We start from the raw sequence: 22348 nt of genomic DNA on the forward strand, positions 1-22348 counted from the left end.
GGCGCCAGCGTCGGCGGCATGCCCTACGGCGTGGCGATCGCGCTGGGCACCGTCTTCTTTGTGGCGTGGACACACCACTGACCCGGACGCGCGGCGCACTTTGTTGCTTATCAATATCCACCAAGAAACCGACCGATAAGATCTATTCCTGAGCGAAATACTTTGGCCTCAGGAACGACCCGGGAGCAATCATGCTAGAGCTTGAATCCACCCTGTCCGGCGCCGCGCCGGACGCCATCGTCACGCGCGATCCGGACGCCTTGCCACCGTTGCCGCCGCAACCGAAGTCGGTGCGCGACACGGGGCTGGAGCTGCAACTGCTGGTCGAGTTGCTGGCCAAGACGATCTTCGTCGGCGGCAAGAGCCATCTGGCCCTGCTCACCAGCAAGCTGCGCCTGTCGATCAACGTGCTGCGCGAGGTGCTCGACTTCATGCTCGCCGAGCAGCTGGCCGAGGTGGCCTGGCGCGGCGACTCCGACATCGACGTGCAATACCAGCTGACCACGGCCGGCAAGCAGCGCGCCGCCACGTATCTGGAGCGCTGCCCCTACGTCGGGCCGGCGCCGGTGACGCTGGAGGCCTACCGCGTGATGGTGGCGCGCCAGGCCGAGCAGGCGCCGCGCGTGACGCCCGACGATCTGGCCGCCGTGTTCGCCAACGACGGCCTGGCGCCGGCGCTGCGCGAGCGGCTCGGCGCCGCCATGTACGCGCGCCGCTCCATTCTGTTGTACGGGCCGCCGGGCAGCGGCAAGACGGCGCTGGCGCGCAAGCTCGGCGAACTGGTCGAGGGCTTGATCGCGCTGCCCTACGCCATCGTGGTCGAGCAGGAGATCGTCGCGCTGTACGATGCGGCGCAGCACCTGCCGCCCGGGCCGCGCCACGCCCAGCAGGTGCGCCTGGCCAGCGAGCGGCGCGGCAGCGACACGCGCTGGACGCTGTGCCGGCGGCCGCTGGTGGCGCTGGGCGCCGAGCTGGGCATCGACATGCTCGAACTGCAGCGCGACGGCTACAGCGGCTGCTACCGCGCGCCGCCGCAGTGGAAGGCCAACCACGGCATCCTGCTGATCGACGACCTGGGCCGGCAGCGCGTCGCCGCCGCCGATCTGTTGCGCCGCCTCAGCCAGGCGCTCGACCAGGGCCAGGACCAGTTGTCGCTGCAGGGCGGCCACCCGTTCGCCGTGCCGCTCGACGTGGCGCTGGTGCTGGCCACCAGTCTGGCGCCGGAGGCGCTGCTGGATGCCGCGGCGCTGCGCCGGCTGGGCTACAAGATAGAAGTGGGCGCGCTCGCCGAGGCCAGCTACCGCAAGCTGTTCCGCCGCCACTGCCGCCTGGCCGGCCTGGCCTGCGACGAGGCGGCGCTGGGCTATCTGATCGATGAGCTGCACGGCGGCAGCGGCCGCGCCCTGCTGGCCAGCCTGCCGGGCGAGATCGTCGGCCGCATCGCCGACTTCGCCGGTTTCGCCGGCCTGGCGCCGCAGCTGAGCGTGGCCGCGCTGGACCAGGCCTGGAGCAGCATGTTCGCCGTCGGCGCCGCGCCGGCGGAAGCCGATCTGCAGGAGAGCATCCAATGAAGAACCGGCGCGCCTTGTTGATGTTGGCCGGCGCCGCGCTGCTCGGCCTGGTCGCGGTGCTGCTGGCCTCGCGCTGGCTGCTGCGGCAGAACCCGGGCGGCGGCAAGCAGATCGTGGTGGCGGCGGCCGATGTCAACCTCGGCCAGCGCCTCGGGCCGGACATGCTCAAGCTGGCCGAGTGGCCGGCCGACAGCCTGCCGCCGGGCGCCCTGCTGAATGTCCGCAAGCTGCAGGGCCGGGTGCTGAAGAGCAGCGTGCTGCGCGGCGAGCCGCTGAGCGAGGCCAAGCTGGCGCCGGTCGGCACCTTGGGCGGCCTGTCGGCGCTGATCAGCGAAGGCCGGCGCGCCATCACGGTGCGCGTCAACGACGTGGTGGGGGTGGCCGGCTTCGCCCTGCCGGGCAATTTCGTCGACATCATCGTGCACACCCAGAGCGAGGCGGTGGGCGGCGGGCGCGACCAGGCGATCTCGAAGATCGTGCTGGAACGCATACTGGTGCTGGCGGTGGCGCAGGAGGTCAGCCGCGATGACACCAAGCCGCGCGTGGTCAACGCGGTGACCTTGGAGGTGACGCCGGAGCAGGCCGAGAAGCTCGACCTGGCGCGCAGCGTCGGCACGCTGTCGCTGGCGCTGCGCAACCAGGTCGATCCGCGTCCCGGCGTGACCGGCGGCGCCACCAAGGGCAGCCTGCTGGGCCTGCGCGCCGCCGCGCCGCCCGAGGCGCCGGCCGCCGGCGCGGCGCCGCCGCCGGCACCGGTGCCGGTGCGCTTGGCCCACGCGCCCGCCGCGCCGGCCCGTCACTGCATCGCCGCGATCGACGGCATGCGCAGCGTGCAGGAGTGCCTGTGAGCGGCGCGCGCAGTGTGCCGCGCCGGCGCGCCCGTCTGGCCGGCGCGATGGCCGGCTGGCTGGCGTGGTCGGCCTCGGCCCATGCCGCCGCGCCGGCGCCGCTGCCGCCGGCGTCGGCCGCGGCGCAGGCCGCCAGCCAAACCTTCAACCAAACCGCCGCGCCGGCCGCGCCGTTCACATCTGCCGCGACGGCGCCCAGGCCGGCCGCCGGCCGCGCCACCCAGTCCGCCGCCGGCGGCGGCCCGCGCTGCGCCGGCGAGGCGGCCACGCCCGGCAGCCTGGCCCTGTCGCTGGGCAAGTCGACGCTGATGCGCCTGCCGGACGCCGTGCTCAGCCGCAGTGTCGGCAACCCCGAGGTGTTGCAGGCCATGCTGGTGGCGCCGGACACGCTGTATCTGGTGGCGACCGACGTCGGCAGCACCAACCTGATCGTGCAGGGCCGCAACGGCCAGTGCAGTGTGGTCGAGGTGACGGTGGCGATGGACGGCGCCGGCTTGCAGGCGGCGCTGGCGCTGCTGCTGCCGGAGGAGAAGGACATCCGCGTCAGCGCGGCGGCCGACACCCTGGTGTTGAGCGGCAGCGTGGCCGACGCCGGCGCCGTCGCCAACGCGCTCGAACTGGCCGGCGCCTTCGTGCGGCGGCCGGCCAAGGCGCTGCAGCTGCACCGCGAGGGCGAGAAGGCCGAGACGGCCACGGCGGCGCCGGCGCCGGCGCCGGCGGCGGCCGGCGGCGTGCGCGTCATCAACCTGCTCAGCGTCAGCGCGCCGCAGCAGGTGATGCTGGAGGTGAAGATCGCCGAGGTGTCGAAGAGCCTGCTCGACAAGCTCGAGGGCAACGCCACGCTGCGCTTCGCCTCGGGCAGTTTTGTCGCCACGTTGTTGAGCAACTTCTTCAGCGGCACCATGCACAGCATGGCCGGCCTCGGCAGGGCCGGCGGCAACCGCGTCGGCCTCGAGGCGGAGAAGCAGGACGGCCTGGTGCGCATCCTGGCCGAGCCGACGGTGATGGCCATCAGCGGCCAGGAGGGCAGTTTCCTGGCCGGCGGCAAGATCTTCATCCCGGTCGCGCAGGACAACAACAAGGTCACGCTGGAGGAGAAGGAGTTCGGCGTCGGTCTGCGCTTCACGCCGACCGTGCTGTCCGGCGGGCGCATCAACCTGAAGGTGGCGCCCGAGGTGTCCGAGCTGTCGCGCGAGGGCATCGGCATCTCGGCGGCCGGCTTTTCCGGCACCGCCGTGCTGCCGCTGATCACCACGCGGCGCGCCGCCACCACGGTGCAGTTGTTCGACGGCCAGAGCTTCGCCATCGGCGGCCTGATCAAGAACAACCAGGTCAGCAACATCCGCGCCCTGCCGCTGCTGGGCGAGTTGCCGGTGCTCGGCGCGCTGTTCCGCAGCAGCGACTTCCAGCAGGACCGCAGCGAGCTGCTGTTCGTCGTCACCGCCCATCTGGTGCGGCCGCTGCCGCCCGACTACTCGCTGCCGACCGACCGCATCGCCGCGCCCGAGCGGGCCGCCCTGTTCCTCGGCGGCCGCATGGAGGGCGCCACGCCGGCCGCGCGCGCGGCGGCGGCGCCGGGTTTCGAGTTGAAGTGAGACCGGCGCCAGGCCGGCGTGTCGACAGGAGGGAGTCACCATGCACAGCATTCCAATGCGTATCGCGGCGGCCGCCGCGTTGGCCGCCGGCGCCGGCCTGTTGTCCGGCTGCGTCGCCACCACGCCGGACTGGGACCGCCATTTCGGCGAGGCGGCCCGGCTCGCCTTGGGACAGCAGGTGCTGCGGCCGGACGGCGGCCGCAACCGCGACCCGGTCGCCGGCCTGGACGGTCCGGCCGCCGCCGCCGTCCAGGCGCGCTATCTGAAGTCCTACGCCGAACCGGCGCCGCAGCCGGCCGTCTTCACCATCGGCGTGAGCGGCGCCAAATGACCCCGCCGCGCCACCGGCCGCGCCAGCGCGGCGCGCTGTTGATCAGCTTCGCGCTGATGTTCGTCGTGGTGCTCGGCTTCATCGGCCTGGCGCTCGACCTGGGGCGCCTCTACAACCGCAAGGTCGAGCTGCAAAACCTGGCCGACGCCACCGCGCTGGCGGCCGCCGGTCCGCTCAACGGCACGGCGGCCGGCATCGCCACGGCGGCGGCGCGGGCCGCCGTGATCGCCGCCGGGCACCGCTATGGCTACACGCAGAACGCCGGCTGGAACAACGCCGCGTTGAGCTTCGCCAGCACGCCCTTCGCCCTGGCCGACGGCTGGCTGTCGGTGGCGGCGGCCCAGGCGGCGCCGGCCGGCATGTTGTTCGCCCGGGTCGACAGCGGCCAGCTCGACGCGGCGCTCGGCGGCGTGGCGCTGACCTTCATGCGCGCCTTGTTGCCGAACATGGCCACGTCGCAGATGAACGCCAGCGCCGTCGCCGGCCGCTCCTCGATCAGGCTGACGCCGCTGGCGGTGTGCGCGATGGGGCCGGCGACGGCGCAGCGCGTCAACCCGCCGGCCACCGCCGAGCTGGTCGAGTACGGCTTCCGCCGCGGCGTCGGCTACAACCTGTTGAAACTGAACCCCAACGCCAGCACGCCGCTGTACTACTACCTCAACCCGATCGACCCGCTGGGCGCCCAGGGCGCGCCGGCCAACGTCGCGCCGGCCGTGCTGGCGCCCTTCGTCTGCAGCGGCACGATGCCGCTGACCCGCATCGGCGCCGCGCAGATCAGCGTGGCGCCCGGCCCGGCCGCCTTCCCGCTGGCGGCCCAGCTGAACTCGCGCTTCGACCAGAACCTGGGCGTGGCCTGCCAGCCCTCGGTGGCGCCGCCCGACGCCAACATCAAGGCCTACACCGGGGCCGGGGCGAATTGGTGGATGAGCGTGGTGCCGGCCGGGCAGACGGCGGCGGCCAAGGTCGGCGCCGCCTCGCTGAGCACCGTCGCCGACACGGCGCCGCCGGTGGCCGGCGTGGCCGCCACCAGCTACGGTCCGTTGTGGAGCTACGCCGCCGCCGCCGGCTGGAGCGCGGCGCCGCCCTATCCCGCGCTGACCACCGCGAAATGGGCCGCGCTGTATCCCGCCGTGCCGGCCGCGCCGGCCGTCAACGCCAATTATTTGCAGCCGCCGCAGCCGCCGCCGTATTTCGCCAGCGGCGGCGTGCAGTTCCAGGCGCCCAACCCGGCCCGCGCCGGCCTGCGCAACCGCCGCGTGCTGAACATCGCGTTGTTGGCCTGTCCGGTGCCGGGCGGCGCCGCCGCGCTGGCCCGGGTGCTGGCCGTCGGCCGGTTCTTCATGACGGCGCCGGCCACCGCCAACGCCATCAGCGGCGAATTCGCCGGCGTCGTCGACGAGCAGACGCTGGGCGGCTGGCCGGAGCTGTACCAATGAGGCCGCCGCCGCCGGCGCGCCGGCCGCAGCGCGGCATCGCGGCCGTCGAGCTGGCCCTGGTGCTCGCCATGGGGCTGGCCGTGGTGCCCACCGTGGTGGTGCTGGGGCGGGCGCTGCACGCCTACACGGTGATGCAGAAGGCGGTGCACGACGCGGCGCGCTATCTGAGCGCCGTGCCGGCGGCCGAGATGGCGACGCAGAGCAGCGCCTTCGCCGCCGTCGCGCTGGCGCAGAGCATGGTCGTCCAGGCCGCCGCCAGCTCCCCGGTCAGTCCGCCGTTGGTCACGCCGTTGGTGGCGGTGACCTGCGATGGCGTACCCTGCGGCTCGGCGGTGCCGGCGGTGATCCAGGTGAGCGTGGCGGAGTTCAACGTCGCCGACCCGTTGACCAACCTCACCTACCAGGTCCTGCTGCAAAACGGCTTCAAGCTGCAGGCGGTCGCCGTCATGCGCTATGGAAACTAGCCGCCGTCCGCCGACGCCGGGCGGCGCCCCGCCGGCGCGCGCCGAACACGGCGCCACACTGATCGAATTCTGCCTGGCGGTGCTGTTGTTCTTTCTCTTCCTGGGTGGTTTTCTGGAGTTCTCCCGCGCCACCTTCCTGTGGAACACGGCGCAGGAGATCACCCGGCGCGCCGCCCGCGCCGCCGCCATGGCCGACTTCAGCAACCCGGCCGCGCTCGCCGCCATCCGGCAGAACGCGGTGTTCCGCGGCACGCCGGGCCAGCTGCCGCTGGGCGGCGGCCTGGGCGACAGCTATGTGCAGATCAACTACCTGTCGCTCAACGCCGCCTTCAGCCCGCAGGAGATCGCGGCGGCGACGCTGCCGGCCGGGCCGGGCAGCAACATGCTCAATTGCGCAGCCAACCCGAACGCCGCCAACTGCATCCGCTTCGTGCGCGTGCGCCTGTGCGGGCCCGGCTCGGCCGAGGGCAGTTGCGACGCCATCCCCTACACGCCGATGCTGGGCATGCTGGCGCCGCTGCTCGCCCCGCTGTTCCTGCCGCCGGCGAGCACCGTGGTGCGCGCCGAGTCGCTCGGCTACCTGCCCGGCACCTGGCCTTGAGAGCGGCCGATTTCCGTACCATCACAAAGGATAAACGATGAAAGCGTTGATGATTAGCCAGGACAGCCTGCTGCACGCCGAGGTGGCCGCACAGGGCTCGGCGCGCATGCCGGCGGTGCAGTTGGTGGCCTCGCGCAACGGCCTGCGCGAGGCCGTCGAGCGGCCCACCAGCGAGCCGCCCGAGCTGGTCATCGTCGACGCCAGCGGTTTGGCGGCCGACGAGGTCGAGCTGGTCGAGCGCCTGTGCAAGCTGTATCCCGATAGCTCCTTCATGCTGCTGACGCGCGAGGCGCAGCAGGACCTGCTGATCCGCGCCATGCGCGCCGGCATGCGCGAGGTGCTGCAACTGCCGCTGGTGCACCGCGCCTTCCACGAGGCGATGGACCGCATCGAGATCGCCGCCGGCGTCACCCAGCGGCGCGACGGCAAGGTGCTCGCCTTCATCTCCTGCAAGGGCGGCAGCGGCGCCACCTTCCTGTCGACCAACTTCGGCTTCGCGCTGGCCGCGCTGGCCGACAAGAAGGTGCTGCTGATCGACCTGCACGGCCAGTTCGGCGACGCCACGCTGTACGTCTCGGACCAGAAGCCGGGCATGACGCTGTCCGACATCTGCGCGCAGATCGGCCGCATGGACGGCGCCTTCCTCGAGTCCTGCCTGGTGCACGTGGCGTCGAACTTCGGCGTGCTGGCGGCGGCCGACGATCCGACCAACCAGGTCGAGATGAAGTCCGAGCACATGGACGTGATCCTGCGCGTGGCGCGCCAGCACTACGACTACATCGTGCTCGACGTCGGCCGCCAGATCGACGCCATCTCGTTGCGCGCGCTCGACCACGCCGACGCCATCTACCCGGTGCTGCAGCTGGCCCTGCCGGACATCCGCGACGGCCGCCGCCTGCTCGACATTTTCCGCTCGCTCGGCTACCCCAGCGAGCGCATCCGGCTGATCGTCAACCGCTACGAGAAGGGCGGCAAGCTGCGCCTGGCCGACCTCGAACACGCGCTCGGCGCCGACGTGGTGCACACCGTGCCGAACGACTACCTGGCGGCCACCGACTCGGTCAACCAGGGCATCCCGGTGCTGCAACTGTCGCGCAGCAGCGCGGTGGCGCGCAGCCTGGCCGAACTGGTCGAACTGGTGACGGCGCGCCGCCTGTCCGAGAGCAAGGGCCTGTTCGACCGCCTGTTCGGCCGCCGCGAGGTGGAGCTGTGAACGGTGCCGCATTTGAGGGGGGAACGAGATGAGCTTGCGCGAACGCTTGGCCGGCGCCGACGACGCCAGGGCGCAGCAGGGCGGCCCGCAGGGGCTGGCCCACGCCGCCTACCAGGAGCTGAAAAAAAACATGCACCAGATGATCCTCGACCGCATCGACCTGGAGCGCCTCAAGCGCCTCACGCCGGAGCAGTTCAAGCACGAGCTGGCGCTGCTGGTGCAAAGGATCATCGAGGACGAGCGCATCGCGCTCAACCAGCACGAGCGGCACAGCCTGGTGCTCGACATCCAGCACGAGATGCTCGGCTTCGGTCCGCTCGAGCCGCTGCTGGCCGACGCCGCCGTGTCCGACATCCTGGTCAACACCTTCGACCGGGTCTACGTCGAGCGCAACGGCAAGCTCGAGCTGACCGAGGTGAGCTTCCACGACAACGCCCACCTGATGAAGATCATCGAGAAGATCGTCTCGCGGGTCGGCCGCCGCGTCGACGAGTCCAGCCCGATGGTCGACGCCCGCCTGCCCGACGGTTCGCGCGTCAACGCCATCATCCCGCCGCTGGCGGTGGACGGGCCGATCCTGTCGATCCGCCGCTTCGCCGTGCACCCGCTGACCGTGCAGAACCTGCTCGACTACAAGAGCCTGACGCCGCCGATGGTGCAGGTGCTGCAGGCGCTGGGCCAGGCCAAGGTCAACATCCTCATCTCGGGCGGCACCGGCAGCGGCAAGACCACGCTGCTCAACGTGCTGTCGGGCTTCATCCCGGCCAACGAACGCATCGTCACCATCGAGGACGCCGCCGAGCTGCAGATGCGCCAGCCGCACGTCGTGCGCCTGGAGACGCGGCCGCCCAACATCGAGGGCAAGGGCGAGGTCAACCAGCGCGCCCTGGTGCGCAACGCGCTGCGCATGCGGCCCGACCGCATCATCCTCGGCGAGGTGCGCGGCGCCGAGGCGCTCGACATGCTGCAGGCGATGAACACCGGCCACGAGGGCTCGCTGGCGACGATCCACTCGAACACCGCGCGCGACGCGCTGGCGCGGCTGGAGAACATGGTCAGCATGGCCGGCGTCAACCTCAGCCCGCGCGCCACGCGCCAGCAGATCTGCGCGGCGGTGACGGTGGTGATGCAGGTGTCGCGCCTGACCGACGGCGCGCGCAAGCTGGTCAGCCTGCAGGAGATCACCGGCATGGAGGGCGACGTCATCGCCATGCACGAGATCTTCCGTTTCGAGCAGAGCGGCGTCGACGCGGCCGGCAAGGTGCAGGGCCGCTTCTTCGCCACCGGCGTGCGGCCGCGCTTCGCCGAGCGCCTGCGCATGTTCGGCGCCGCCGTGCCCGACAGCGTGTTCGACCCCGACCGCGTCTACGAATAGGGGGCGGCATGGACATGGTCTTCTCCGCCTTCGTCGTGCTGCTGTTCGCCGCCGTGATCCTGCTGGTCGAGGGCACCTGGTTGTGGTGGAGCGCCAGCCACGGCGGCGGCGCGCGGCGCATCGCCAAGCGGCTGCGGCTGATGTCGGCGCGCGGCGAGGGCGGCGCCGACCGGGTCAGCATCCTCAAGCAGCGCCGCTACAGCACCAACCCCTGGCTGGAGGCGCGCCTGCGCCGCCTGCCGCAACTGGCCTTGCTCGACCGCCTGCTGCTGCAGGCCGGCGGGCGCTGGTCGGTGGCGCAGTTGCTGGCCTGGTCGGCCGGGTTGCTGCTGGCCGGGCTGGTGTTGCCACCGCTGTGGCAGCCGCCGCTGGCGCTGCTGCTGGCGGCGCCGCCGCTGGGCGCGGCGCTGCCGTATCTGCTGCTGCTGCGCCTGCGCCGCGCCCGCCTGCACAGGCTTGAGCGGCAGCTGCCGGAGACGGCCGATTTCCTCGGCCGCGCGCTGCGCGCCGGCCACTCCTTCTCCAACGTCCTGCAGATGGTGGCCGACGAGCTGACCGAGCCGATCGCCGGCGAGTTCCGCGCCACCTACGAGGAGATCAACTACGGCGTGCCGATGAACGAGGCGCTGCAGAACCTGGCGCTGCGCATTCCGTTGACCGACCTGCGCTACCTGGTGATCGCCGTGCTGATCCAGCGCGAGTCGGGCGGCAACCTGGCCGAGGTGCTGGGCAACATCAGCCGGCTGATCCGCGAGCGCCTCAAGCTGCAGGCCCAGGTCCACGTGATGTCGGCCGAGGGCCGCCTGTCGGCCTGGATCCTGGTGCTGCTGCCGCTGGTGGTGATGCTGGTCATGTCGGTCACCAACTACGCCTACATCAGCGTGCTGTGGACCGATCCGGCCGGCGCCACGCTGCTGTGGTACGCCGCCGGCGGCATGGCGATCGGTATCGTCTGGATGCGCCACGTGATCCGCATCCGCATCTGAAGAACGCGTTCGAACCGGGGAGGTGGAGGCATGAACGGCGCACAAATCGTATTCCTGCTATTGGTGTTCATGGTGGTGGCCGGCCTGGCCGGCCTGGCCATGCTGGCTTTTTCCAAGGTGCCGCTGCGTGCGCGCCTGGGCGGTTTTATGCAGGCGGACAGCGCCGCGCCGAGCGAGGCCGGTGGCTGGGTCGAGCGTGCCGCCAGGGTGGCGCAGCCGTTCACCCGCCTGTCGTTGCCGGAGGACGGCTGGGAGCGTTCGCCGCTGCGCACCCGTTTCATGAACGCCGGCTGGCGCGGCGCCGACGCGCCGACGCTGTACTTCGCCGCCAAGACCGTGCTGGCGCTGGGCGTGCCGGCGCTGCTGGCCGGCCTGGGTGCCGGCGCCTTGCACGGCGTTGCCAGCGACAGCTGGCTGCTGGTGCTGCTCGGCGGCGCCAGCGTCGGCTACTACCTGCCCAACCTGATCCTGGGCGGCGCGGCGGCGCGGCGCCAGCGCGAGATCTTCGAGAACCTGCCCGACGCGCTCGACCTGCTGACGGTCTGCGTCGAGGCGGGCCTGAGCCTGGAGCGGGCGCTGACCAAGGTGGCCGGCGAAATCCACATCAAGAGCCTGGCCTTGGCGCAGGAGCTGCAACTGGTGATGATGGAGCTGCGCGCCGGCTTCAGCAAGGAAAAGGCGCTGCGCAACCTGGCCCTGCGCAGCGGCGTCGAGGACGTCGACACGCTGGTGGCGATGCTGATCCAGTCCGAGCGCTTCGGCACCTCGATGGGCGACTCGCTGCGTGTGCACTCCGACAACCTGCGCAGCAAGCGCAACCTGCTGGCCGAGGAGGCCGCCGCCAAGGTCGCCCTCAAGCTGCTGTTCCCGCTGATCTTCTGCATCTTCCCGACGCTGATGGTGGTCCTGCTGGGACCGGCCGCGATCCAGATCCAGCGCGTGCTGATGCCGGCCATGGCCGGCTCCTGAGCGGCGGGCGAGCCCGCACCACGCGGCGGCGGCCGCACCACCTGGGAGTAGCGATGCGAACCACGATGCGTATCATCAGCCTGGCTTGCGCCAGCACCATGCTGTTCGCCTGCGGCGGCATGGGCGGCGCGCCGCCCTTCCAGCAGGCGGCGGCGCCGGAGCCGGCGGCGGCGGCGGGGGCGGACGCGGACGGATTTTACGCCTTGGGCCGGGCGCAGCACGGCGCGCTGCGCTACGACGCGGCGCGGGCGGCCTACCAGCGCGCGCTGCAGCTCGACCCGGCGCACCTCAACGCCCGCAACGGCCTAGCGGTGCTGCACGCCGGACGCGGCGAGTACGCCGAGGCGATCGCGCTGTGGCGCGCCATGCTGCCGACGACGATTGGGACGGCGAACGGGAACGGGAATGGGAACGCGAGCGCGACCGCGACCGCTTCTGTCGGCGCCGGCGCCGGCGGCCCGCAGGCTGCCTTCTTGTGGGGGAACCTCGGCTACGCCTATTTCCTCAGTGGCGCCGACGAACCGGCGCTGGCCGCGCTGGAGCAGGCCTGCCTGCTCGATCCGCTGAACGCGCTCAGTTGGGAGCATCTGGGCGAGCTGCTGCGGCGCATGGGACAGGGCGAGCGTGCCGCGCTGATGCACAAGCAGGCGGCCAGTTTGCGCCAGCACGACCACCGGCGCGACTACGCCTTGCTCGCCGCCGCTGGCACATCCGCCGAGGTGGCGACCACCTCGCCGCTGGCCGGCGCCGGCGCCGTGGCCGCGCCGTGGCCGCGCAACGGGCCGCAGCCTTTGCCGCAGACCGAGGTGCGCCGCGAGGGCGCGGCGCTGGTGAGCGTGCATCGGGTCGCGCCGCGCAGCGCGCCCGTGTCGTCGTCAGCGCCGCCATCGTCAACGCCGCCATCGTCAACGCCGCCATCGTCGGCGCCCCTGGCGCCGACCGCGCCACCGAGCGACATCGTGGGCGGCCACCGCTTGGTGGCACTGAGCAGCGAGGACCTCGACCCGGCCGCCACGCTGGCGTCCATCGCGCTGCCCATGCCGGTGTCCGCGCTCGGCGTCACGCCGGCGCCGCTCCGGCTGGAAATCAGCAACGGCAACGGCGTCGCCGGTATGGCCGCCGCGTTGGCGCGCATCATGAGCGGTGGCGGACTGCAGGTGGTGCGGTTGAGCAACGTGCGCCACTTCGCCGTGCCGTCGAGCCACATCGAGTATCCGCAGGTGCAGGAGGGGGCGGCGCGCGCCTTGGCGGCGCGGCTGGGACTGCGCGCCCAGGCGCAGACCGAGGCGCGCGGCGGCGTCGATCTGCGCATCGTGCTGGGCCGCGACCTGCGCGATCCGGCCCTGCTGCGCCAGCGCTATTTGAAATAGCGCGGACACCGCGCCGGCCTGGTCGTCGCATCTCGGCCGGCGCGCCGTGGTCCCCCAAGCGGGCGAAAAAAATCCCGTCCCGGCCTACACCTGGACGGGAAAAAAACACACCCGTAATCTATGCTTCAGCGCCGTCCGGCGGCGCTACTGCCAGCTGACCCCGCCCATGCCCTGCATCGCCGCGCTGCGCGTGGCCGGCTTGCCGTAGACGGTGGCCGAGCCCATGCCGCTCAATTTCAGCTTGGCGGCGTTGCGCGCGTAGACGCTGGCGCCGCCCAGGCCGGACATGTTGAGGTCGACGTTGTCGGCATGCAGTTGTTGGGCGTCGAGGCTGCCGACGCCGCCCAGGTTGGCGTGCAGCGTCTTGCTCTGGCCGCTGATCTGGATCTGGCCGGCGCCGCGCAGGTTGAGGTCGACGTTGTCGCTGCGGCCGACCTCGACCGTCATGCTGCCGACCCCCGCCAGCTTGGCGCTGACGTTGCGGTAGTTGGCGTTGACCTTGACGGTGCCGGCGCCGTCGAGCGCCAGGCGCAGCTCCTCGCCGCTGAAGCCGTTGACCTCGGCCGAACCGACGCCGCCCGACACCAGCTCGCGCAGATTCGGCAGCGTCAGCTCGGCGCGCAGCTCGTTCCTGCCCAGGCGGACGCCGCGCAGCGCGCTGTCGATGCGCAGCGTGTCACCATTCTGCGTCACGCTGATCTTGTCCAGGTAGCGTTTCTCGCCATACAGCGTCAGTGCCGCGCTGGGCCCCTGCTTGAGCTTCAGGCTGACCACGCCGTCCAGGCTGATCTTGACGGCGCGCGCGTCGACGGCGCGCTTTTCGCTGACCACGTCGTCGGCCAGGGCGGCGCCGGCGGTGGCGGCCAGCGCGGCGGCCAGCAGGGCCGCGCGGAGGAGGGTGGGCATGGGGCGCTCCGGTGTGGTGGTGGCGGGATCAGTTGCCCAGCGCGGCTTTTTGCGCGCTGGTCAGACGTTTGGCGGCGACCGTGACCACCTGGATCTTGCCGGCGTCGGCCATCCGCACGGCGGCGGACGCGGCGGGCGCGGCGGCGCGGTGGGCCGGCACGGCGGCCGTGGCCAGGCTGGTCGCGCCGATCAGGACGGCGGCGCCGATGAAGATGGCTTCCATGTTTTTGGCGATGTTCATGTTGTTGCTCCTTGTCTGGGGTGCGTTGCGTTGAGTGAACTATAGACAAGGGGGCTGGCCGCCGCATGCCGCATGCGATGAACTGCGCTTTTGACGGACTGGAATGCGCAAAGGCGATGCCGGACATCGCTGGCGGACGCCCGGACACCCGGACGCGGCGCCACCTCGGCGGGGCGCTGGCCGGCCGACCGGGCTAGCGCCGGCCGGCGGCGGGTGCGTAGCGGGCGACGATGTAGAGCAGCGCCTGGGCCTGCCAGTCGATGCCGTCGATGAAGTCCTGCAGCAGCGTGCAGGACTGCTCGTGGCCCAGCTCGGCGCCGGCGGCGTTGAGCAGGCGCACATTGCTGCGCGGCTCGTTGATGCGGCGCAGGCCGACCAGGCTGGCCGCCTGCATCTGCCAGTCCCAGCCCAAGGTCAGGGCCGGTTGGCTGTTGCTGACCCACTCGGTGTAGCCGGTGATGGCGTCCAGCGCGGTGTCGCCGCCGCCGGGCGGGCAGTCCTCGTCCAGGCCGGAGATCAGGTGCACCACCTGGCAGCCGCGCAGCGCGAGGAAGGTTAGGCAAACTGTGCCGTCGTTGGGCATGGCGACGGGGCTTTTGGGGGCGGGGGTGGGCGCGGCGGCGGCCGGCGCGGCCGGCAAGTCCGGCCCACGGCACGGCGCGGCGGCGCCCTTACGCGACGGCCTCATCGCCCAGCTCGATCCAGCAGGCGAAGATCGGATGGCCGCCGACGATCATCGGCGGCCCGGCGCGGTGGGCGTGGATGCCGCCACGGCGCAGCAGGCGCTCGATGCCGATCGGCGACACGGTGATCAGGCGGCGCGCGCCGTGCGCCTTGGCGCAGGCGATGGCCTGGTGCAGCAATTGGATCGAGAAGGTGGCCGAGAACTGGTCCAGCGCCGAGCTGGCCTGCTGGTTGAAGTCGACCGCCGCGAAGCGCGACAGCTCCCATACGTCCGGGCTGCAGGGCACCGGCGCGCCGTTCATCAGTTGCGGGAAGACGTCGCCCAGCAGGTAGGGGCTGCTGGTCGGCAGCAAGCGGGCGCAGCCGTTGATTTGGCCGGCCTCGTCCTTCGACACCACATATAGTGTGTCGTCGTGGTCGAATTGGTCGACTTCCTGGCGGTCGCGGGTCTCGAGTTCCCAGCCCAAGGTTTCGATGAAGACTTTATAACGATAGCTGGCCATGTCGGCCATCAATGCCGCGGAAAGCGTTTCTGCTTTACCTGAGATAACGTTCATGTTTGCCTCTGATTGGTTGAAGTTGCGATCTCTTCATTGAGATGCGATCTCTTCATTGGACCCGAATGCAGAAGCAGGGGTAAGCTGTCAATCTTGACAGTCACGCCAGATGGGCGCCCGGGCCGGCGGCGGCCGGCTCAGGTAGGCCAGCGTGGCGGCCTGCCATTGCTGATGGTCGATATAAAATTCCAGCAAGGTTGCCGTTTTTGCTTGACCATGGTCAACCCTGCTGCTATCGTCGACCAACATGACATTGCTGCGCGGCGCGTGCAGGCGGCACAGCTTGACATAGAGTCCGCTGGCCAATTGCCAGTCCCAGCCCAGCGAAATGGCCGGCCAGCCGGCGCTGACCCATTCGGTGTAACCGGTCAGGTCGGTGGCGACGGCGGCCTGCATGCCGCGCGGGCCGCTCTGTTCATCCAGGCAGGACATCAGATGGCTCAATGTGATGGCTTCCAGCTCCGGCAGCGACAGGCGCACGTAGCCGTCGGCCGAGACGGACAGCGCGCAGTGGGGTGTGGTCGATAACATGGCGTCGTGGTCGTTGTGCGGAAAGTGCCGAAAAGCCTGGCAACTGTAGCGTAGTGCGAATGCATCCTGCTCGGCAGCTGTCAACTCTGACAGCTGGCGTATTGTAGGCGACCGGCAGCAGTCGCTTGCATCTTGCATGTCGATACTTCACGGAGGGAGGATGCATTTGCACAAGACCAACAAAGCCAACTGGCAGGAGCTCAGCATGCAAGCGCTGCTGTCGGCCGGCAACGAGGCCGAGCTGTTCGCCGTGCTGTCGAAGACCGCCGAGGAGCTGGGCTTCGAGTATTGCGCCTACGGCATGCGCATGCCGCTACCGCTGAGCAATCCGAAGACGGTGCTGCTCAACAATTATTCGCGGGCCTGGCAGGAGCGCTACAGCAGCCAGAATTATCTGGCGATCGACCCGACGGTGTCGCACGGCATGTCGTCGGTGCTGCCGCTGGTCTGGTCGGACGACTTGTTCACCTCGTCGCGCCAGTTCTGGGAGGACGCCCGCGCCCACGGCCTGCGCGTCGGCTGGGCCCAGTCCTCGTTCGACGCCAAGGGGGTGGCCGGCATGCTGACCTTGGCGCGTTCGGACGACGACCTGTCGGCCGCCGAGATCAGCGCCAACTCGCTGCGCATGTCCTGGCTGGCCCAGGCCGCCCACGAGAGCCTGTCGCGCCTGATCGCCAAGCGCTCCAACGAGCAGCCCGTGGTGTTGACGGCGCGCGAGATCGACGTGCTGCGCTGGACCGCCGACGGCAAGACCTCGGCCGACGTCGGCCAGATCATGAGCATCTCCGAGCGCACGGTGAATTTCCACGTCAACAACGCCGTCGAGAAGCTGGGCGCGGCCAACAAGACGGCGGCGGTGATCAAGGCGGCGCTGCTGCGCTTGCTGTGAGGCGGCGCCGGCGTGGGGGGGCCGGCCGGCCCGCCATGCCGCGCCCCGCGGCCGGGGTTTAGGCGCCGCGTTGGCGGCGCCGCGCCATGAAGCCGACCAGGCCGAGGCCGGCCAGCAGCATGGCGTAGGTTTCCGGTTCCGGCACCGGCCGCATCACCGTGAAGTCGTAGCGGATGGTGTTGACGGTCGCGCTGGATTGCCCCACGCCTTCCTGGTCGACGATCAGGCCGTTCGACAGGCCGATGAGGAGGGCGGAGTACTCCCGCCGATCGTTCTTTGAGGTTTCGACGCCGACCAGCTTGCCGTCATATGCGCCGTCGGAACCGGACTTATTCGGAAAATTGTAGACCCACTCGATATTGTCCAGAGTGCTAATGCGGCTGCCGTCCCAGCTCGCCGAAGAGACTGTAGATAGCAGTTGGAGCGAGGCGTACGAACCTTTCGAGCTCACTTTGACCTGCCCTGTGACGGTGCTTGTCGTCGCCGAGCCCAGCACGTAGCCGTCGTCGGCAATCGCCCAGATCTGGCTGTAGGTGTTCAGGTTTTTTTGCGAATGCCCGTCGGCTTGCCGCATCGTCGTCGACAGCGAGAACGCATTGCTGAGGGCAAAGGTGAGCGAGTTGTCGACGACCGTGAGGGCGCCCGCGCCCCAGTAGTCGCTGTCATAGAAGTACTTGGCGTGCAGGCCGCCGACTTCGACCATGTTGGCGGCATGGGCGCCGGAGGCGGCGGCGAAGGCGCCAAGCAAGCTAAGCAGCAGGCGGGTGGAACGGAGAAATTTCATGCTGGTTCCTAACAAAGAGAATGTCTTGATGGTTGAGTGCGACGCGGCGGCGAGTCGTTCGGCATGGCGCCGCGCGACCGCCCGCCGCCTTAGGCTTGTTGTGCGGCTTGGCGGCGGCGTGCTACGCCGGCGAGCATGCCCAGGCCGGCCAGCAGCATCGCGTACGATTCCGGCTCGGGCACGGCGGCGACGGTGGTCAGATCCAAGCGCAGGCTGGAAATGGACGCGCTGGCATAGCCGAAGTCCACTTGGTTCGCCCAAACCGATGGACTGAGGTGGAGGTTGAGCGCCTGGAATGGCGTGGTGGAATCGGCCGACGTGTAGCTGTGGGCTCGGGTGATGTCTTGCGCCGTGCCGTTCGACCAGAGGTGGGTGCCGGGGGGGACATAGCCCAGGAAGCTGTCGCTGCCCACGTTGCTGCCGTTCCAGTTGCCGCCATAGACCAGCAGGCCGGCGCCGGCGCGGGCGTCGGCCCCTTTCGGCCCAAGCGTGACATGGGTAGTCGCCGCAATCGTGACGGCGGCTTTCAAGCTGCTGCCGGCTTTCGCGACGGCCCACACTTCGGTGCCGGTGGAATAGAAGTCCCTTGCATTTCCGGTGGAGAAGGTCACCGAGGCCGCGGAGGAGAAATCGGTGATCGAGGGGAAGGACAGCGAATTGCCCTGCACGGTGACGCCGCCGACGCCCCAGAAATCGCTGTCGTAGAAGAAACTGGCGGTCGCGCCGTCGAGCTGCACCATGTTGCGGGCCTGGGCGGAGGAGAGGGCGAGGGTGGCGCCCAGCAGCACGCCGAGCAGGCGGAGTGGTGTCGAGATTTTCATGCGTGGTCCTGTCGAGTGGATAAATAGAAAGGTGTTTATTTATGCATGATTATTATCGCATTAATATTGCTATTTATAGTTTCTTTTGTGGCACAAACGGGCCGCAGGATTCGGACGGCATGGCGCAGCGGCCGGCGCGCGGCGGCGGCGCGGAACATGGCGTTCGGCGTCGCGTGGAACGGAGCGGGGGAGGCGGGGAGGATGATGGCGCGGCGGCATGCGCGCGGCAGCGGCGCAGCGGGCAGCGCGCCGCCGGCACAGGGCGGCGGCCCGGAAAACACAAAAGGGTCGCAAGCCGAAGCCTGCAACCCTTTGATTTTACTGCTAATTTCTGGTGCCGACTGCCGGTTTCGAACTGGCCACCTGATGATTACAAATCGCTGGGATTTTGATTTTCGATAAATTGACTTAACTTGATAAATGCCGTGCTCTCATAGGAGAAACGGCGATTTTTGTCATTCCGTCGGCACAGAAACTTTCCGACTCCTTCCCCTAATTTGCTAGAATTTGCCTACACAGTGCCTACATGGCGCCTACATGGGAGAGTCAGCAGGTGGCGAAGGTCAATTTCACAGCCGACAGGGTCGCGGCATTTCAGTGCGAAGCCGGCAAGCAGCAGAGCATCCTATGGGACGCAAAAACGCCAGGGCTTGGCCTACGAGTGACCGCCGCCGGCGCGCGCTCCTACATCTTCGAGACGCGACTGCAGGGCAAGACGTTGCGCATCACTATTGGCGACGTGCGCACCTGGACGGTCGTTAAGGCGCAAGCCGAAGCTACTCGATACAAAGCCGACACCGACAGAGATATCGACCCGCGCCAGGTACGCGCCGAGCAGCTGGCCACCCAGGCAGAAGCCAAGGCGACGGCTGCGGCCGACCAGCTTCGAGACTCGGTAACGTTGGGTGCTGTGTGGTCTGTCTATGTCGCCGAGCGCACGCCGCACTGGGGTGAACACCAAATCAACGCCCATCGCAAAATCATTCAGGCCGGCGGGGAGAAGCGCAAGCGCAGCCCAAAACTAACCGAGCCTGGGCCGCTCGCGTCGCTGGCCGGCATCCGCTTGGTCGACCTCACGAGCGCCCGCGTGAAAGCATGGGCAAAGTTAGAGGCGTTGGCCCGGCCGTCGAGTGGCCGGCTTGCCATGCGCCTCTTGAAAGCCTGCTTGAACTGGTGCGCGGCGCATCCTGATTATGCTGCGGTCGTGACCACAAACGCGGCGAAGAGCGCCAAGGCGCGCGAGACGCTGGGCAAGCCCAAGGTAAAACACGACCTGCTGCAGCGTGAGCAGCTGGCCGCGTGGTTCGAGGCAGTGCGGAGAATCGGCAATCCAGTCATCGCGGCTTACCTGCAAACTCTGTTGATGATTGGCGCCAGGCGGGAGGAGGTCGCTGGGCTGCGCTGGGCCGACGTCGATTTTCAATGGGGCAGTGTGAAGCTGGGCGACAAGGTGGAGGACTTCCGCATGGTGCCGCTGACGCCCTACGTTGCGCACCTCCTGGCCGCGCTCCCTCGCCGGAATGAGTGGGTATTCAGTAGTCCTAGCGCCGAGTCGGGCAAGCTGGCCGAGCCACGCATTGCCCATAACGAGGCGGTAGCCGCCGCCGGCCTGCCGCACCTGACCTTGCACGGCCTGCGCCGCAGCTTCGCAACGCTGAGCGAGTGGACCGAGACGCCGGCCGGCATCGCCGCGCAGATTCAAGGCCACGCGCCGCAGGGCGTGCGCGAACAGAACTACATCCGCCGGCCGCTGGACCTGCTGCGGAAGTGGCACGTTAAAATTGAGGAGTGGATGCTAGAGCAGGCCGGCATCCAGTTCCAACCAGCGCCAGCAGCTTTACGCGTGGTGCCGGCCGCCTGACCGCATCAGGCGCGATTTACGCTGCAGCCTACCCTTAGCGGGGGAAAAGTCGGCTCCTTCACCGACCTGGTTGCAGCACCTATTCAATGAAGGCGCACACCTGAAGGGGTGGCAATGATTGACGACGACGAATATCAAACTACGCCGGGAGAGCCGGCATGGTGCCATCCAACACGCGCAAAAGACATGCTCCACGGTTCGGCGCTGTTTGTGCGGGACATGCTGACGCACGACCACGATACGCTCTACGACACTTACGGCATCCGCCCCGACGAAGCCGCGCAATCGCTGCGCTATGTCGAGCTTGCGGAGCTGCGATTGTGGGGTGCCGAGGAAATGCTTGAGGCGGTTACTGCGGTGCTGAATCAAGCCTCCAGCGAGGAAGCGCTACGCAGACGAATCGCCATGGCGATGAAGGCCGAGGTAACGACCGATTTCGTCCACCCAGGTGACGCGGTGCTGTTGTTAGAGCGTTCTGGCTTGATGCTTTCTCATGAGTTGCGTGAGGCGGTGGTGTTCATGAGTGCCGGCTCATGGTTCCCTAGCGAAGATTTTACCGATGAGGATGAGAACCGCTTGCATAGACTAGTAGGTAAGCCAAAGCGTTCGCTCATGCAACCGGGAAAAAGTGCTGCGGATGCTGCTCCATCAAGCGTTCCTAAAGCTCGCAATACTTGGGACGCCGAAGCCCTGCGCCGCCTGCAGTTCGAGTTCAACGAACCTGGCATGAATCAGACAAAATTAGCGAAGCGTCGCAACCTAACACGGCCGATGATAGGCAAGATGCTAGCGAGGGCAAAGGAGCAACTTGGCCCTGTCAAGGCGACCGCTTTCGATGCTTTGAGGGTACGCAACCACAAATAGAGGTTGCCAAGCGTGGTTGCGCAAATAGCCGGCAACCCCGCATGAATGCTAAGCCGTAGGTTGCGGCAACCGGTTGCGCTGGTTGCCATGCGTAGATTTCTTCATCATCCAATCCACACGAAAGGGAAGATGATGCAAGTCTTACACGCACAGGGCCATACCGGCCCAGCAATTCCGCCGGCTCTGGCGCTTGTCGCTCAAGGTCGCGACCATATCACCACCTCTGAATTTGCCCGCGCAATGTGCTGCGCGACGCAGACCGCACTGAAGAATCATTGCCTGAAGGGCGAGTGCTACGGCGTGCGCCCCATCAAGCGCGGCAAGCTGCTGCTGTGGCCTGTTGCTGATGTGGCCCATGCGCTGAGCGGAGCGGCGTAATGGAGCCGCCTCGCAAGCCCCAGAAACGAAGAGGGCCCGGCCGCCGCCAAGCAGAACCGAGCCTCTTCCCAAATACTGAACCTAGCAGCGATTCTACATCATCTGCCGCCCATTTTTCGGGCACCGACAACCCGCGCCACTTGCGCGTGCTGCACTCGCTGATGACTCGCCCCCGCAAGCGCGAAGAAATCGACCACATCGCCGGCGCCAGCAATGGGCCGGAACTGATTGCCGAACTGCGCCGCCGTGGCCTGCGCGCCGCATGCCAGCGCACGCCAGGGGTCGACCGAGACGGCAAGCCCGTCAAGTTCGGAATTTACTACCTCGACGATGCCGACCGCCGCGCCATCAACGCCTGGTTACGCCTGCGCGACCGCAAGGGCGGCCAATGATTGCCGCCGCCCACCGCCTGCGCGCCGCCGCGCTGCGCCCGCTGCCGCCACCACCGCCTGGCCTGCTGGTCCTGCTGGCGCTGGTGTGTTCCTACCTGAAAGGCTGCGGAGGCTGAATGGGTATCGACCGCAGCAACCGCAAGAAAGGCGACACAGGGCGCGACGGCGGCGGGTTCGTGGCTCTGCCATGGTCCGTGCTCGATTGCCCCGCCTATGCCCGCCTATCACACCCTGCACGCGGCCTGCTGCTTGAGTTCGCTCGCCAGTATGTCCGTGACAACAACGGTCGCCTGCTGGGTTCCTATGCGCACCTGGAGCCGCGTGGCTGGACAAGCAAGGACGTTATTACGCGGGCCAAGCGCGAACTGCTTGAGGCTGGATTTATCTTCGAGACAGCCAAAGGACAGCGGCCGAACAAGGCCAGTTGGTACGCCGTCACCTGGTATGCGTTGGACAAACTGGATGGGTACGACGCCGGTGTTACTGCCGCATTCCATCGCGGAGCGTATCGCGAAAACGAGACCCGAAAAAACGCGAGCCTTAGCCCGTCTCGCGGGCGTATAGCACCGGCTATTGGCCCGTCTGGCGGGCTAGCAGTCTGTCGGACTATCGTCTAGAAAGAAGCGAGGTGAGCCGGTAAAATGGATGCCGACGACGATTTGATTTGCGAGAGGGCCGGAT

General features: G+C 68.7%; 26 protein-coding genes. 19 read left to right on the top strand and 7 right to left on the bottom strand.

Translation table 11 applies throughout. The features are described from left to right. The first annotated feature begins 191 nt into the window (after positions 1-191). The 12 genes from H7U20_RS04750 to H7U20_RS04805 all read left to right on the top strand — a co-directional run bounded on the left by H7U20_RS04750 (position 192) and on the right by H7U20_RS04805 (position 12759). Positions 192-1571 (top strand): ATP-binding protein, encoded by a 1380-nt coding sequence (locus H7U20_RS04750; protein WP_199518447.1) that lies wholly within the window; start codon positions 192-194, stop codon positions 1569-1571. Continuing rightward, positions 1568-2419, top strand: a complete 852-nt coding sequence (gene cpaB, locus H7U20_RS04755; RefSeq protein ID WP_199518448.1) for a Flp pilus assembly protein CpaB — start codon at positions 1568-1570, stop codon at positions 2417-2419. Before H7U20_RS04750 ends, cpaB begins: the two co-directional genes overlap by 4 nt. Further along, positions 2416-4014, top strand: a complete 1599-nt coding sequence (locus tag H7U20_RS04760; protein ID WP_370593077.1) for a type II and III secretion system protein family protein — start codon at positions 2416-2418, stop codon at positions 4012-4014. Before cpaB ends, H7U20_RS04760 begins: the two co-directional genes overlap by 4 nt. Before the next feature lie 40 nt (positions 4015-4054). After that, entirely contained in the window at positions 4055-4345 is a 291-nt protein-coding gene (locus tag H7U20_RS04765; RefSeq protein ID WP_199518449.1) for a hypothetical protein, read from the top strand. Then, positions 4342-5781, top strand: coding sequence for a pilus assembly protein TadG-related protein (locus H7U20_RS04770; protein WP_199518450.1), 1440 nt, complete (start codon positions 4342-4344; stop codon positions 5779-5781). The genes H7U20_RS04765 and H7U20_RS04770 overlap by 4 nt, the downstream gene beginning before the upstream one ends. Further along, positions 5778-6245 (top strand): TadE/TadG family type IV pilus assembly protein, encoded by a 468-nt coding sequence (locus tag H7U20_RS04775; RefSeq protein ID WP_199518451.1) that lies wholly within the window; start codon positions 5778-5780, stop codon positions 6243-6245. Before H7U20_RS04770 ends, H7U20_RS04775 begins: the two co-directional genes overlap by 4 nt. Continuing rightward, positions 6235-6846 carry a TadE/TadG family type IV pilus assembly protein gene (locus tag H7U20_RS04780; RefSeq protein WP_199518452.1) on the top strand — a complete coding sequence of 204 codons (612 nt, stop codon included), beginning with the start codon at positions 6235-6237 and terminating at the stop codon, positions 6844-6846. Before H7U20_RS04775 ends, H7U20_RS04780 begins: the two co-directional genes overlap by 11 nt. A 37-nt stretch (positions 6847-6883) precedes the next feature. Then, complete coding sequence (locus H7U20_RS04785) at positions 6884-8059, top strand: AAA family ATPase (RefSeq protein ID WP_199518453.1); 1176 nt, start codon at positions 6884-6886, stop codon at positions 8057-8059. 28 nt (positions 8060-8087) lie between these two features. Next, positions 8088-9434 (top strand): CpaF family protein, encoded by a 1347-nt coding sequence (locus tag H7U20_RS04790; RefSeq protein ID WP_199518454.1) that lies wholly within the window; start codon positions 8088-8090, stop codon positions 9432-9434. An 8-nt stretch (positions 9435-9442) separates the two neighbouring features. Continuing rightward, positions 9443-10420 carry a type II secretion system F family protein gene (locus H7U20_RS04795; protein ID WP_199518455.1) on the top strand — a complete coding sequence of 326 codons (978 nt, stop codon included), beginning with the start codon at positions 9443-9445 and terminating at the stop codon, positions 10418-10420. 30 nt (positions 10421-10450) lie between these two features. After that, positions 10451-11389 carry a type II secretion system F family protein gene (locus tag H7U20_RS04800; protein WP_199518456.1) on the top strand — a complete coding sequence of 313 codons (939 nt, stop codon included), beginning with the start codon at positions 10451-10453 and terminating at the stop codon, positions 11387-11389. Positions 11390-11454: 65 nt separating this feature from the next. Then, complete coding sequence (locus H7U20_RS04805; RefSeq protein ID WP_199518457.1) at positions 11455-12759, top strand: LytR C-terminal domain-containing protein; 1305 nt, start codon at positions 11455-11457, stop codon at positions 12757-12759. Positions 12760-12903: 144 nt separating this feature from the next. Here H7U20_RS04805 and H7U20_RS04810 read toward each other — a convergent pair whose 3' ends face one another. From H7U20_RS04810 to H7U20_RS04830, 5 genes are all read right to left on the bottom strand, one after another. After that, positions 12904-13665 (bottom strand): GIN domain-containing protein, encoded by a 762-nt coding sequence (locus tag H7U20_RS04810; protein WP_199518458.1) that lies wholly within the window; start codon positions 13663-13665, stop codon positions 12904-12906. A 28-nt stretch (positions 13666-13693) separates the two neighbouring features. Continuing rightward, entirely contained in the window at positions 13694-13906 is a 213-nt protein-coding gene (locus H7U20_RS04815; protein WP_199518459.1) for a hypothetical protein, read from the bottom strand. 193 nt (positions 13907-14099) lie between these two features. Then, positions 14100-14594: a DUF4902 domain-containing protein gene (locus H7U20_RS04820; RefSeq protein ID WP_199518460.1), complete on the bottom strand. Its 495-nt coding sequence runs from the start codon at positions 14592-14594 to the stop codon at positions 14100-14102. Continuing rightward, positions 14578-15147 (bottom strand): acyl-homoserine-lactone synthase, encoded by a 570-nt coding sequence (locus H7U20_RS04825; protein ID WP_199518461.1) that lies wholly within the window; start codon positions 15145-15147, stop codon positions 14578-14580. Before H7U20_RS04825 ends, H7U20_RS04820 begins: the two co-directional genes overlap by 17 nt. Before the next feature lie 87 nt (positions 15148-15234). Continuing rightward, a complete protein-coding gene (locus tag H7U20_RS04830) occupies positions 15235-15678 on the bottom strand; it encodes a DUF4902 domain-containing protein (protein ID WP_199518462.1) in 444 nt (147 codons plus the stop codon). A gap of 166 nt (positions 15679-15844) precedes the next feature. Here H7U20_RS04830 and H7U20_RS04835 point away from each other — a divergent pair, with 166 nt between their 5' ends. Then, positions 15845-16567, top strand: coding sequence for a LuxR family transcriptional regulator (locus H7U20_RS04835; RefSeq protein ID WP_304621710.1), 723 nt, complete (start codon positions 15845-15847; stop codon positions 16565-16567). Positions 16568-16625: 58 nt separating this feature from the next. Here H7U20_RS04835 and H7U20_RS30090 read toward each other — a convergent pair whose 3' ends face one another. Both H7U20_RS30090 and H7U20_RS04845 read right to left on the bottom strand, forming a co-directional pair. Further along, positions 16626-17351 carry a PEP-CTERM sorting domain-containing protein gene (locus H7U20_RS30090; RefSeq protein ID WP_233410497.1) on the bottom strand — a complete coding sequence of 242 codons (726 nt, stop codon included), beginning with the start codon at positions 17349-17351 and terminating at the stop codon, positions 16626-16628. Between the two features lie 89 nt (positions 17352-17440). Continuing rightward, positions 17441-18172 (bottom strand): PEP-CTERM sorting domain-containing protein, encoded by a 732-nt coding sequence (locus H7U20_RS04845; protein ID WP_199518464.1) that lies wholly within the window; start codon positions 18170-18172, stop codon positions 17441-17443. 45 nt (positions 18173-18217) lie between these two features. Here H7U20_RS04845 and H7U20_RS04850 point away from each other — a divergent pair, with 45 nt between their 5' ends. From H7U20_RS04850 to H7U20_RS04875, 6 genes are all read left to right on the top strand, one after another. After that, positions 18218-18574, top strand: coding sequence for a hypothetical protein (locus H7U20_RS04850; RefSeq protein ID WP_199518465.1), 357 nt, complete (start codon positions 18218-18220; stop codon positions 18572-18574). A 124-nt stretch (positions 18575-18698) separates the two neighbouring features. Next, positions 18699-20033, top strand: coding sequence for a tyrosine-type recombinase/integrase (locus H7U20_RS04855; RefSeq protein WP_233410498.1), 1335 nt, complete (start codon positions 18699-18701; stop codon positions 20031-20033). Positions 20034-20147: 114 nt separating this feature from the next. Next, positions 20148-20897 carry a hypothetical protein gene (locus H7U20_RS04860; RefSeq protein ID WP_199518466.1) on the top strand — a complete coding sequence of 250 codons (750 nt, stop codon included), beginning with the start codon at positions 20148-20150 and terminating at the stop codon, positions 20895-20897. Positions 20898-21026: 129 nt separating this feature from the next. Next, a complete protein-coding gene (locus tag H7U20_RS04865) occupies positions 21027-21275 on the top strand; it encodes a hypothetical protein (protein ID WP_233410499.1) in 249 nt (82 codons plus the stop codon). Positions 21276-21415: 140 nt separating this feature from the next. Further along, complete coding sequence (locus tag H7U20_RS04870; protein WP_199518467.1) at positions 21416-21667, top strand: hypothetical protein; 252 nt, start codon at positions 21416-21418, stop codon at positions 21665-21667. A 116-nt stretch (positions 21668-21783) separates the two neighbouring features. Beyond that, positions 21784-22284, top strand: coding sequence for a hypothetical protein (locus H7U20_RS04875; protein ID WP_233410500.1), 501 nt, complete (start codon positions 21784-21786; stop codon positions 22282-22284). Positions 22285-22348 lie beyond the last annotated feature (64 nt).

This window comes from Rugamonas violacea (assembly GCF_016461825.1).
Lineage (GTDB): Bacteria > Pseudomonadota > Gammaproteobacteria > Burkholderiales > Burkholderiaceae_D > Rugamonas.